Source organism: Cryobacterium sp. Hh7 (assembly GCF_004403155.1).
Taxonomy (GTDB): domain Bacteria; phylum Actinomycetota; class Actinomycetes; order Actinomycetales; family Microbacteriaceae; genus Cryobacterium; species Cryobacterium levicorallinum.
Genome location: NZ_SOHG01000011.1, coordinates 1 through 12,246, shown reverse-complemented (window position 1 = coordinate 12,246; position 12,246 = coordinate 1). Strand labels below are relative to the sequence as shown.

The 12,246-nt window shown below is 64.5% G+C and carries 9 protein-coding genes; 5 read left to right on the top strand and 4 right to left on the bottom strand.

What is annotated here, in order from left to right:
* Positions 1-70: 70 nt before the first annotated feature.
* On the bottom strand, positions 71-973 hold the full coding sequence (locus tag E3T43_RS01345; RefSeq protein WP_241978756.1) for a LysR family transcriptional regulator: 903 nt from the start codon (positions 971-973) through the stop codon (positions 71-73).
* Positions 974-1,085: 112 nt separating this feature from the next.
* Here E3T43_RS01345 and mmsB point away from each other — a divergent pair, with 112 nt between their 5' ends.
* From mmsB to E3T43_RS01330, 3 genes are all read left to right on the top strand, one after another.
* Positions 1,086-1,988 carry a 3-hydroxyisobutyrate dehydrogenase gene (gene mmsB, locus E3T43_RS01340; protein ID WP_134471054.1) on the top strand — a complete coding sequence of 301 codons (903 nt, stop codon included), beginning with the start codon at positions 1,086-1,088 and terminating at the stop codon, positions 1,986-1,988.
* A gap of 30 nt (positions 1,989-2,018) precedes the next feature.
* Positions 2,019-3,503 (top strand): CoA-acylating methylmalonate-semialdehyde dehydrogenase, encoded by a 1,485-nt coding sequence (locus E3T43_RS01335; protein ID WP_134471053.1) that lies wholly within the window; start codon positions 2,019-2,021, stop codon positions 3,501-3,503.
* An 87-nt stretch (positions 3,504-3,590) separates the two neighbouring features.
* On the top strand, positions 3,591-4,349 hold the full coding sequence (locus tag E3T43_RS01330; RefSeq protein WP_134443215.1) for an EI24 domain-containing protein: 759 nt from the start codon (positions 3,591-3,593) through the stop codon (positions 4,347-4,349).
* Positions 4,350-4,359: 10 nt separating this feature from the next.
* Here the strand turns inward: E3T43_RS01330 and E3T43_RS01325 are convergent, their stop codons facing one another.
* The 3 genes from E3T43_RS01325 to E3T43_RS01315 form a co-directional block, all read right to left on the bottom strand.
* Positions 4,360-5,319, bottom strand: a complete 960-nt coding sequence (locus E3T43_RS01325; protein ID WP_134471052.1) for a cytochrome b/b6 domain-containing protein — start codon at positions 5,317-5,319, stop codon at positions 4,360-4,362.
* A 916-nt stretch (positions 5,320-6,235) separates the two neighbouring features.
* Positions 6,236-7,564 (bottom strand): MFS transporter, encoded by a 1,329-nt coding sequence (locus tag E3T43_RS01320; RefSeq protein WP_134471051.1) that lies wholly within the window; start codon positions 7,562-7,564, stop codon positions 6,236-6,238.
* Between the two features lie 16 nt (positions 7,565-7,580).
* Entirely contained in the window at positions 7,581-9,221 is a 1,641-nt protein-coding gene (locus tag E3T43_RS01315) for an amidohydrolase (RefSeq protein ID WP_241978755.1), read from the bottom strand.
* 135 nt (positions 9,222-9,356) lie between these two features.
* Here E3T43_RS01315 and E3T43_RS01310 point away from each other — a divergent pair, with 135 nt between their 5' ends.
* Positions 9,357-10,523 (top strand): CdaR family transcriptional regulator, encoded by a 1,167-nt coding sequence (locus E3T43_RS01310; RefSeq protein ID WP_134471050.1) that lies wholly within the window; start codon positions 9,357-9,359, stop codon positions 10,521-10,523.
* A 133-nt stretch (positions 10,524-10,656) separates the two neighbouring features.
* Positions 10,657-11,949 (top strand): M20 family metallo-hydrolase, encoded by a 1,293-nt coding sequence (locus tag E3T43_RS01305; protein ID WP_134471049.1) that lies wholly within the window; start codon positions 10,657-10,659, stop codon positions 11,947-11,949.
* Positions 11,950-12,246: the final 297 nt, after the last annotated feature.

Below are 12,246 nucleotides of genomic sequence, written 5' to 3'. Positions count from 1 at the left end.
ACGAAGCGATGGCCCGATCTCGTCGATCGGGCCATCTCGCTGCGCGAGTGACGCACATCCGCTCGCCCAGTCAGTCGGTGAAGGCCGCCGGTCGACCCGCGATCTCGAGCGTGATGGCCTCGATCGCGGCGCGCACCACCGGGGAGCGCAGCGATTCGGCCCGCACCACGGCCCAAATCGGCAGCTGACGCTGAAAATCGTCGCGCAGGACGGGCACGAATTCGGGCCGGTCGTGTACGAGAAAATTGGGCAGCAGGCCGATCCCGGCGCCGGCCTGCACTGCTTCCAGCTGCGCGAACAGGCTGGTCGCCTGAAAGGTCGTGGCGGGTTCGGGCAGCTCAGAGGACCGGTAGCCGAGGTCGGTGACGAGCAGTGCGCTCTCGACGTAGGACACAAAACCGTGCGACGGAATATCGTCGAGCGACGCGGGAACACCGCGGGCGAGCAGGTAGCCGCGGCTCGCGTACAGCCGCAGAAAGTAGTTGGTGAGAAAAACCGCCTGTGCATTGTTGACGTCGTTGCGCCCCGCCACGATTTCCAGGTCGACCCCCGACCGGTTCTGGCTCACCTTGCGGGTGGCGCTGAACATCTCAATGTTGATGCGCGGGTGACTCTGTTGCAGCTTCACGAGCGCCGGCGTGACGACCTCAGCCCCGAATCCGTCGATCGTGCTGATGCGCAGCAGCCCGGAAAGCGGATCTGTCTGACTGATCGCCGTGCTGAGCGCGCCGAGCCGATCTTCGATCGCTTCGGCCGCGCTGACCGCGTGCCGCCCCAGCTCGGTGAGCTCCCAGCCGTGCGGGCTGCGTTCGAGCGTGCGACCGCCCAGTTCGCGATCGAGCGAGAGGATGCGCCGCGAAATCGTCGTGTGGGTGGTGCCGAGTGCCTCGGCGACCGCGTTGAACCGGCCCAGCCGGGCCACGGTGAGCAGTACGAGCAGGTCGTTCGGGCTCGGAAGCTGGTGTGAACTCACGGAATGGTCCCTTCGAGTCTGTGCATCTGCGCACATACCCCCTGTGAAATTTTGCCTTGATTGCACTCTATCCGGCTGCGAGGGTGGAGGAACACAAGCAAAGGAGCTTCACATGTCAGTAGTCGCCTGGATCGGGCTGGGCAACATGGGTGGACCCATGTCAGCCAATATGGTGGCCGCCGGCCACGAGGTACGCGGGTTCGATCTGAATCCGGATGCCGTCGCCACCGCAGTGACGGGGGGCGTCACCGCCGTCGGCAGCATTGCCCAGGCCGTGGCCGGGGCTGATGTCGTCTTCACCATGCTGCCCAAGGGGGAGCATGCCCGTTCGGTCTATTTCGGCGCCGACGGCGTGCTGGCCAACACCGACACGAAAACCCTGCTGGTGGATTCGTCCACCATCGACATCGCGACCGCCCAGGCGCTGCACGATGCCGCAGCAGCGGCGGGCTCTCGGTTCGTCGATGCCCCGGTCTCCGGCGGCATGAGCGGCGCGAAGGCCGGAACACTGACCTTCATGATCGGCGGCGAGGCCGGCGCGGTGGCCGACGCGACCGCGTTTATCAAGCCGATGGCGGCTCACATCATCCCCACCGGGGCAGCAACGACCGGTCAGGCCGCGAAGATCTGCAACAACCTGATGCTGTTCATCAACCTGGCCGCGACCGCCGAGGGCGCCGTTTTGGCCGAGCGGCTGGGACTGGACAAGCAGGTGTTCTGGGATATCGCATCCGTTTCTTCTGGCGACAGCTGGGCGCTGCGCACCTGGTATCCGATCAAGGATGTCGTCGCGACGGCCGCGTCCAACCAGGATTTCGCCCCCACATTCACCACCGCGCTCGCGAGCAAGGACATCGGCCTCGCCATAGCGGCCGCCCGTGCGACCAACACCCCGCTCGAAATCGGCGCGCACGTTGCCGAGCTGTTTCAGCGGCTGATCGATGAGGGCGAGGGCGGCAAGGACTGCTCGATGATCGTCAAACTCGTCGACGGCACCCTGCAGCCGAGCGCCTGAACCACGTCATCCATCAGAAAGAGCACCCCCATGCAAACAATTCCCCACTACATCAACGGCCAGCGCGTCGAGTCGGCTGAACGGTTCGGCCCGGTGTTCAACCCGGCAACCGGCGTGCAGGAGAAGCAGGTGGTCCTGGCCTCCCGCGCTGTCGTCGTCGAGGCGATCGAGGCGGCCAGGGCGGCACTGCCGGAGTGGCGGGCCAGCAGTCTGGCCAAGCGCACCGCCATCTTCTTCAAGGTGCGCGAGCTGCTCGCCGAGCGCACCAGTGAACTCGCGGCGATTCTCACGAGCGAGCACGGCAAAGTGCTCTCCGACGCGGCCGGCGAGATCACCCGCGGGCTCGAGAACATCGAGTTCGCGACCGGGCTCGCCCACATGCTCAAGGGCGACTTCTCCCAGCAGGTTTCGCACGGTATCGACGTGCACTCGGTGCGCCAGCCCGTCGGCGTCGTCGCCTGCGTCACCCCGTTCAACTTTCCAGCCATGGTGCCGCTCTGGATGATCGGCAGCGCCCTCGCCTGCGGCAACACCGTGCTGCTCAAGCCGAGCGAGAAAGACCCCTCATCGGCTATTTTCATCGCCGAGATCTTCACGGAAGCCGGACTGCCCGCCGGGGTGCTCAACGTCGTGCAGGGGGACAAGGAGGCCGTCGACGAGCTGCTAGACAACCCGGAAGTCCGGGCGATCAGCTTTGTCGGGTCCACTCCGATCGCGAAATCCATCTACAGCCGGGCAGCCGAGAACGGCAAGCGGGTGCAGGCACTCGGCGGGGCCAAGAACCACATGGTCGTGTTGCCCGATGCCGACCTCGACATGGCAGCGGATGCCGCCATCAACGCCGCGTACGGATCGGCCGGGGAGCGCTGCATGGCCGTGAGCGTGCTTGTGGCCGTCGGCGGCATCGCCGACGACCTCGTCGCCGCGATCGAAAAGCGCATGAAGACCCTCACCGTCGGCCCCGGGACCGACCCGGCCTCCCAAATGGGACCGCTCATCACCGGCGAACACCGCGACCGGGTCGCGTCCTACCTGGCCGGTGCTGAGGCAGCCGGCGCCACGATGGTCGTCGACGGCCGCGCCCAGAACTTCGACAGCGACGGCTTCTTTCTCGGCGTCAGCCTGATCGACCATGTCACCCCCGGAATGCAGGTCTATGACGACGAGATCTTCGGCCCGGTGCTCTCGGTCGTGCGCGTTGACACCTTCGACGAGGCCGTGACGCTCGTCAACGAGCACGAGTTCGGCAACGGCGTCGCCCTGTTCACGCGCGACGGCGGGGCTGCCCGGCAGTTCGAGTTCGAGATCGAAGCCGGAATGGTCGGCATCAATGTGCCCATCCCGGTGCCGGTCGGGTCGTTCTCCTTCGGCGGCTGGAAGAACTCGCTGTTCGGTGACGCGCATATGTACGGGCCAGACAGCATCCGTTTTTATACCAGGGGCAAGGTAGTCACGACCCGCTGGCCTGACCCGGCCAGCTCCGAGATCGACCTCGGGTTTCCGCAGCTGGCCTAAGCCAGGCGGGTCCCCGCGGGGATCCGCCTGGCTTTCACGGCGGCGGGTTAGGGTGTGGGGGTGCCGCCTTCAACCACGCCCACACCTATGAACCGTCCACCCGCCAGGAGCGAGTTGCTCGCCGGAGCCGCATTTCTCGGTCGCGGCCTCAGAATGTGGATTACCTCGCCCCGCCTGATGCTGCTCGGCGCCCTGCCCGCCTTCATCGTCGGCCTCGTCTATCTGGCCGGGATCGTGGTGCTGCTGGTCAACCTCGAGACGATTGCCGTCGCTATCAGTCCATTCGCGAGCGGGTGGGATGAGCCGTGGCGCACGGGGATGCGGGTCGTGACCGGCGTTGCGGTCGCGGCGGCCGGCATCCTCTTGCTCGCGTACACCTTTGTGGCCGTGACGCTGCTGGTCGGCGACCCCTTCTACGAGCGCATCTGGCGCGCGGTCGAGACCAGCCTCGGCGACGCGCCGGTCGAAGCGAAGCGCGGCCTGCTATGGTCGATCGGTGACGCAGTGCGACTCATCGCCCTCGCGGCATTGGTCGCTCTGCTGCTGCTTATCTGCGGCCTGATTCCCGGTCTCGGTCAGCTGCTCGCGCTCGTTCTCGGGGCCGTTTTGGGCGGCTGGATCCTCGCGCTTGAACTTACCGGATTCGCCTTCGACGCCCGTGGCTTCACCCTCAGCCAGCGACGACGGATGCTGCGCGCCCGCCGATCCCGCAGCCTCGGTTTCGGCGTACTCACCTACCTGCTGTTCCTGATTCCGGGCGCGGCGGTCATCGTGATGCCCGCTGCGGTTGCCGGCGCCGCACTGCTGAGCCGGGACGTTCTTGAGGCCGAGGCCCGGACCGCCTAGAGCTTGCGGTTTAGCGCTTGCGGTGAATGATGCGCCCGCTGCGCGCGGCGATGGCGCGCACCACGACCGGGCGCGCCCCGACCCAGACTGCAACCGTCAGCAGGATCGAGCCGACGAAGATCCAGACGCCGAGCCAGCCCGTGTCGCTGCGTGCCGCATACATGTGGTTGAGGTTGGCACGGGCACCGGTCGTGAGCACGAGCAGAACGTGCACGACAATAAATGCCACGAAGAAGATGAGCGCCGCGAAGTGCAGCTTGCGTGCGACGGGCAGGGGAAAGACCCGATCAAATCGCCGAAACCGGGCGGAGAGTCCGGGAGAGATGCGCAGGCCGGTAACGAGCGCGATGGGTGCTGCCACGAACACGACCGTGAAGTAACTGAGCAGTTGCAGGGCGTTGTAGTACGCCCAGCCGTTGTCGGTCGGCCAGTTCAGGGAGGCGTATTGCAGGCCGGCCGACACGGCGTTGGGAAAGACGTCCCAGCTGGTGGGCACAATTTTGAGCCATTGCCCGGTCGCGAACAACAGAACGTAGAACACGATCCCGTTCACCAGCCACAGCGTGTCGAACACGATGTGCTGCCACAGGTCGAGGGTGATGCGGATCGGCGGATTCCTGGTGCGCAACCAGCCGGTGTTGGTGCGCGTCCAGAAGATGGACGGGCGTTTGGTCGTGCGCACCTGCCAGCCGGTGCGAATGACGAACAGGATGAAGAAGGCGTTGAGCCCGTGCTGCCAGGCCAGCCAGGCCGGCACTCCGATCGGGGTGGCGACCGGGTGGGTGGAGACGCCGGGATAGCTGCGCAGGAAGTCCTCCACCGCGGCCAGGGAGCGCACCCCGTTCACCGCGAGCACGACGAGAGCCGCAGCCACGAGCAGGGCAGGTACCAGCCAGGCCAGCCGGGTCCACCGGCACGGTCGCACGGTACGCAGCCGGAAGGCACTACGTCGGGAGGTGCCCGTCGTCATCGCGATCCGTTCTCGCCGGGGCGAAAATCCCGCAGCGTCCACGCAAGGCTACTTGCCCGCCTAGCCACAGTGTCGATCCCTGACGCGGTAAGTCATATAGCCCGCTCCCCGGCCAATTTTGAGGATGCCTCGATCACCCGTCGGGCATTAACGACACAGGGCCTTCCGATTTCTCGAAAGGCCCTGATTGTTCGCCTGGATTGTGCGGCTAACCGCTGCAATCCGCAGTGGGTGTTTCAGCCTATTCGGGAGGCCTTGCTACGACTGGGGACTTCTCGGCGGGTCTTTACGGCGTTCCAGGCTAAGGACGAAATCGTTCCAGTACTCGCCACTCCGAAGACAGCGTGCCGCTCATTAGCTAGCATCTTCACCCCGAATCCAGTCCATAATCGCGCCCGGATCCGACTCGCGAAAATTGCGAATCGTCGCGGCGTGCTCGAACTAGCCGCCTAAACGCCCACTGGTCTCATTCACCTTGACAACTTCCGTTCTCACTGTCAGCGATGTCGAGCCCAAGGAAACTCCCATCGGTCATCGGAGGTCACGCGGATTGTGATGATGGCCGCCTGCGCCGCCGACGAAAATTCCCAATCCGTCGGTCGAGCGGCGCTGAGACCGCAAGAGGACTGCCCTCACCCTCACCCACGTCCACGTCCACGTCCACGTCCACGTCCACGTCCACGTCATAGTAATGCTCGCCTGACAACCAAATGGAGCGCACAGTGCCGGTCCGGCAACAAGACACAGCCTTGACGTATCCCAGGCCGTGGGTGCCGACCAGCGAAGAGATGGAACGGTCTGGCGGCTGTAGACCCAGCTTCGGCGATCAAATCCGATGAGACCGTGACGGCCGCCACACACGCGGTGACGGCCGCCATCAACTAACGGAGGCCAGAGCGGTGCCGCCCAGTAGCAGCTACTCGATTATGTCCATGTCCTTGATCTTCAGGCGCCCACCGAAGTAACCGCCCACCGAGGTGATCAGGGCGACGACGGCGAAGATGACCGCCGCGGGCCACGAGGCTCCACCCGAGAAGCTGAGCATGGCGAGGGCGAGGAACGGTAGAAAGCCGCTGATGGCGCCGGCAATGTTGTAGCCGAGGGCCACGCCGCTGTAGCGCAGTCTGGGCGGAAAGAGCTCGGTTAACAGGGTACCCGACACCGCATACGCGGTGGAAAGTAGTGCGATTCCGAGCGTGATCGCGAAGATCACGGCTAGGGGGTGGCCGGTGTCGATGAGCCAGAAGATCGGAAAGGCTGCGACGGCTGTGGCGATACCGCCCCACACCGTAACTCGTCCGGCGCCGAAGCGCTCGGCCACGCGCCCCATCACCAAAATGACGCCGATCTGCACGATTGCCGCAATCAGGGTGGCGTTTACGAGCAGAGCCCGATCCAGTTCCAGAACGCTCACGCCGTAAGTAATCGCGAACGTGGTCATCACATAGAACCCCCCGACGCCCAGAAAAGCGGCGGCAATGGCCACGAGCAGCCGACCCCAGGCGAATTTGAATACGTCCAAGGCAGGAATCTTGGCGCGCTCTTCCAACTTCACGAGTTCCTGGAAGATCGGCGACTCTTCCACTTTCAATCGAATGAAGACGGCAATGAGGAGCAACGGAAAGGCGGCTAGGAACGGCAGGCGCCAGCCCCAACTGTCGAACGATTCCGCTGGGAGCAGCAGTACCAGCGCAAAAGCACCGGCCGACATGAGAGTGCCGACCGGGGAGCCAACCTGCACGAGGGCCGCGAACCGGCCGCGCTTCTTCAGCGGCGCGTGCTCCACCGCAAGCGTCATCGCACCGCCCCACTCGCCACCCACGGCCAACCCCTGAACCAGGCGCAGCACCGCAAGCATCACGGGAGCGGCTAGGCCGATCGTGCCGAAGTCGGGCAGCACGCCGATCAGTCCGGTGGCAAGCCCGATCATGATGATGGTGATCAGCAGTGCGGGCTTGCGGCCGACCCGGTCACCGATATAGCCAAATAATATGGCGCCGATCGGGCGGGCTGCGAAGCCGACACCAAAGGTGGCCAGGGCGGCAAGCGTCGCTGCCGTCGGGTCAAGGGTGGTGAAGTAGAGCCGGTTGAACACCAACGCGGCGGCGGTTCCAAATAGGAAATAGTCGTACCATTCAAGCGCGGTACCAACGAAGGCGGCGCGTGCGATCCGGCCGGCGTCCTTGCCGCTGAGTTTGGGTCGTGCCCCAACCTCGGCGGCCGACGTATCTGCTGTGGTAGTCATTTCAGGCTGTTCCTTACTATTCGTGGTCAAAATTACAGGTGAGAGTGGAGACGAGGGCATCGCCGTGGATGCAAGCGCCATCCACGAAGGTGGCCAAAACTTCGATGTGCCCAATTGCTTCGGGAGCCACCTCGGCCGGATGCTCGGAGAGCATGACAAAGTCGGCGAGCTTTCCCGTAGCCAGCGTCCCGCGGCGTTCTTCGTCACCGGCGATCCAGGCAGCGTCGACCGTGTACGCACGAAGAGCCTGATCTGCGGTCACCGTCTCTGCCGATCCCACGGTAGCGCCGCTCGAGGTGCGCCGTTGAACCATGGATTGCATGCCGAGCAGTGGTGCGCCGAGGGCGATCGGGCGATCGGAGCTTCCGGGCACGCGCACCCCGTGCTGCAGGAAGGTTCGGTGTCGGTAGACCCAGTCTGCGCGGTGGACACCGACAGCAGCAGCCATTGTGTCACCCACCTCGTAGAGAAAGCGGGGTTGCGGTATCGGGGTTATACCGAGGTCAGCGAACCGTGAAACCTGGTCAGGTCGCACGATGCCGGCGTGTTCGATGCGGTGCCGCACCGTGGGGCGCGGGTGCTGGCGCTGGGCTTCGGCAAAAGCATCGAGCGCTACGTCGATGGCCTGATCCCCGATCGCGTGTGCCGCTACGGTCCAGCCGGCGCGATGCGCGTCGATGATGCGCGTCGTCAGCTCTGCGGTAGAGAGCTGAAAGCTGCCCCGTCCGTGACCGTGGTCGCAGAACGGTTCTGTCACCGCAGCGGTACGCCCGATCAGAGAGCCGTCGATGAAGATTTTCATCGCACCGAGCCGAATCCAATCGTCGCCAAACCCCGTCGTGAGACCCAAGTCGAGGCCCACGGTGGCGCGGTCGTCGGCATGTGCCACGAGCGGATGCAGCGCGTCGCTGGACACCATCAGCTGCACCCGGGTGCCCAGCGTGCCGCTCTGCCGGGCTGCTGTGTAGGCGGCCAGTTCAATTGGGCTCCGCCCGATCCAGCCAGCACCGATGCCCGCCTCGGTCACGTGGGTCAGTCCCTCGGCGGCGTAAACAGCGCTGGCCCGGCCGATCGCTGCGGAAAGGTTATCGGTGGAATATGGCAGCAGCAGCTCACTGGCCAGAGTCTGCGCTTGCTCCTGCAGCAGTCCGGTAGGCCCGTCGGCGTCGCTGATGACCATACCGCCGTCGGGCACGACCGCAGTGCCGTCGAGAATGCCCGCAAGCTCAAGCACCGCCGTGTTCACCACGCACATGTGGCCTGAGCGGTGTTTCAGCCAGACTGGCCGGCGGCCTGCGGCCTCGTCGAGGCCATTACGGTGCGGGTGAACGCCGAGTACCGTGTCATCGTAGCCAGACGCGACGACCCAATCGTCGGCCGACAAGACCGAAGCCCGTGCCGCGACGGCCTGATATACCTCGTCGACGGTGGTGCAGCCGCTGAGGTCCAGCTCCGAAAAGGTCTGCCCGAACCAGGCCATGTGATTGTGAGAATCGCCAAATCCGGGCACGATGACCCGGCCTCCGCAATCGATCGTGGTGGTCGCGGTCAACAGAGCGACATCGTCGTCGAACCCTACTATTCGACCGGCCAGAATGCCGAGCATCTGTGCGCGCGGCCGCTCGTTCTCCAGCGTAAAAATGCGCGCGTTCGTCACTTTGACGTCGAGTATGGTGTCCCCCCTGGTGGTGCTGAGCCCGGTCGCAGGCAAAATGGCATTGCCTAATCCTGCGCGCACGCCAGAAAACGTTCAATGGACGACCGCACCCATCTGGCAACATAGTCTGGGCAAATGCACAATTCTCTCACCGCTCTCACCGTTCGCGAACCGGTGCATCCGGTCATGAGCGAAGTCGTCCGTGCGTGTCTCGATGACATCGACGAAATTGCCACGACGTACCTCACGCAGGTGCGCACGGTGGCCGGCTACAGCCAATCGATGCTCGCTACCGACGACCTAAGTAACACGGCAGTTGCGTCGATGGAGCTGCTGCTTCGGCTCATCGGCCAGCTGCCGCTGACCGAACGCCTGCTCGTGCTGTCGGAGGAGTTGGGGCACCGTCGCGCTCGGCAGGGGCTGCCATTGGAGGCGCTCCTACAGGCGGTACGGCTCGACTTTCGCATTCTCTGGTCGGCGATGCTGATTCGGGTGTCACTCGATGATCTTCCGGAGTTCACCCGCGGTGCCATCGCCGTTTGGGAGGCCGTGGAATTCCACACCATTCGGGTGCATGCTGGCTATCTCAATGAGCTGGCCAGCCTCGCACAGGAGCGCGAACAGCAGAAAACATTGCTGCTGAGCCGGCTGCTGCTCTCCGATGGCAAAGATACGCCGCTGCTCAACCAGGCGGCGCGGGCGCTCGGCGTCGATGTCGGCGGTATCTTTCTCGTCGCCGTAGCTGGCGCCGAGGGGCACCACGCACTGCGAACGGCGGCTGCGCGGAATCAGTCGCAGAAGTATCTGCACGAACACGAGGGAGCTCTACTCCTCCTAATCGAGTACTCCTCGCGCGCGGCAGCCACGATTCCGTCCTGGCTGCACACGGTCCCGTGCGGCGTGGCACCGGCCGTCGAGGGGTTGGCTGAGGTGCCGCGAATGGCGCGCATAGCCGACGATCTGGTCATGGCCAGTGCGGGGAAACTCGGGATGACCACGGTGCAGAGCGGCTGGGGCCGGGTCTCGGCCAACAAGCTCGGCGAATTCGGCGCCGTGCTGGCCGACTCGGTCTTGGGTCAGCTGGCCAACATCTCCGCCCATGAGCGCGAACGCCTGCTCGCCACGATCACGGTGCTATTCGAGTCGGGTTCGGTATCTGCCACAGTGGCCGCGCTGTACTGTCATCGCAACACCGTGCTCAACCGACTGAGCCGGTTCAAGTCGCTCACCGGACTCGACCCAAGTCGGCCGCGTGATGCGGCCATCATCCAGGCGGCTTTGCACTGCAACGCCGTGCGATGATTCCGTTTCAGATGTGCGCGTGCACAGTTGATGCCGCGGTCTGGCAGTGAATCTCCATTGTTTTGTGGTGCACGCACTGTGAGCCTTGAAGTACGCAGTGCAGTGCTCCACCCGAAACCTTCGGAGGTACCTCATGATCGACCCGAGCATCAATACAGATCTGGCTGGCGAAGACTTTCTCGCCGACTTTGCCGCAATGTCGGCTTTCGGCGCGACTGATCGCGGGGGAGTGCACCGCCTGGCGGCGTCTCCAGCGGATGCAGACGTGCGCACCTGGCTTCGTAGCTGGCTTCAGCAGCGTGATTTTACGGTCAGGGTCGACCAGGTGGGCAATATGTTCGGTTTGGTTGAGTTCACCCCGGGCGCTCCCTATGTACTCGTCGGGTCGCACCTCGACAGCCAGCCCACGGCTGGTCGTTTCGACGGCGCCTACGGTGTGCTGGCGGCAGGCCATGCCGCGGTGCGGGTTCGCAACAACGTCACAAGCACCGGGCAGACCCCGCCGTTCAATCTGGCCGTGGTGAACTGGTTCAACGAAGAGGGCGCTCGCTTTCAGCCCAGCATGATGGGCAGCGCCGTCTTCACGAACAAGCTCGACGCCGACGCCGTGTTGCAGATACGCGATCCCGACGGTGTCAGCGTCGCCGACGCGCTATCCGCGATCGGGTTTCGCGGAGCGGATGCTGCGCCTCACGCCGTCTCCTATGCCGAGATCCACATCGAACAGGGCCGTCACCTGGAGCGGAATGGGGTGACCATCGGGCTGGTCGATGCCACATGGGCGGCCCACAAGTACTCGGCCGTGGTCACCGGCGAGCAATCCCATACCGGTTCCACGGTGATGTCCGACCGCAAAGATGCCCTGGTCGGCGCATCCCGCCTCGTCATCGCGCTGCGCGACCTAGCCGATTCCTTCCCGGATCCTGCACTGCACACCTCGGTCGGCCAGCTCTTCGCCGAGCCCAACTCGCCCGTTGTTGTCGCGTCAGAGGTGCGGATGGTGCTCGACCTGCGTTCGGCCAGCGCCGAGGTGCTCGAGCAGGCCGATGCCATGCTGCACAAGCAGGTCAGTGAGATCGAACGCCGCGATAATGTCACGATCATGCTCACAAAGTCACACTTCTGGGACGTGCAGCCGTACCAGGCTGAGGGCGTGAGTTTGGCCCGTACTGTCGCCGACGACCTCGGCTTGTCGTCACAGACAATGATGACCCTCGCCGGTCACGACTCCACCAATATGAAAGATGTCGTGCCGACCGTGATGCTGTTCGTGCCGAGCGTCGACGGCATCTCGCACAACGAGGGCGAACTGACCCTTGATGCCGACGTCCGTGCCGGCGTCGACATGCTCACAGAGGTGGTCGCCCGTCTCTGCGCTGGTCGCCTCTCCCCCGCCCCACAGCCCTCAGCGACCGCTGACGTCTAGTCGACTAGCCCAACCAGGGACCCGCCGATCCGAGGCGTTGACCTGCCGCGGGCATTTCGGACAGCGGAATGGGATTGTCTGAACCGTCCCGGATTCTCTGCCGCTTTCTTCCTGCGGATTGCTGCCCTCCATGTCTCGCCTGTGCGAGCACGCGGACGTGGACTTCGGGGCGAGGACCACGCGCCCCCTCCTGGAGCTGCTAGCGGGAGTTTCCTAGCTATTTCCGGAACGCCAGATTGCGCTGAAGTCAATTCCAGTGCTGGTCTGGCGTTCTTCGGCGTGGTGGCGTGACTTTTG

Excerpts from the sequence above, each read along its gene's own strand:
- E3T43_RS01335 (WP_134471053.1), top strand. The coding sequence starts at position 2,019 with ATGCAAACAATTCCCCACTACATCAACGGCCAGCGCGTCGAGTCGGCT.
- E3T43_RS01320 (WP_134471051.1), bottom strand. The coding sequence starts at position 7,564 with ATGACTACCACAGCAGATACGTCGGCCGCCGAGGTTGGGGCACGACCC.
- E3T43_RS01305 (WP_134471049.1), top strand. The coding sequence starts at position 10,657 with ATGATCGACCCGAGCATCAATACAGATCTGGCTGGCGAAGACTTTCTC.
- E3T43_RS01325 (WP_134471052.1), bottom strand. The coding sequence starts at position 5,319 with ATGACGACGGGCACCTCCCGACGTAGTGCCTTCCGGCTGCGTACCGTG.
- E3T43_RS01330 (WP_134443215.1), top strand. The coding sequence starts at position 3,591 with ATGAACCGTCCACCCGCCAGGAGCGAGTTGCTCGCCGGAGCCGCATTT.
- mmsB (WP_134471054.1), top strand. The coding sequence starts at position 1,086 with ATGTCAGTAGTCGCCTGGATCGGGCTGGGCAACATGGGTGGACCCATG.
- E3T43_RS01310 (WP_134471050.1), top strand. The coding sequence starts at position 9,357 with ATGCACAATTCTCTCACCGCTCTCACCGTTCGCGAACCGGTGCATCCG.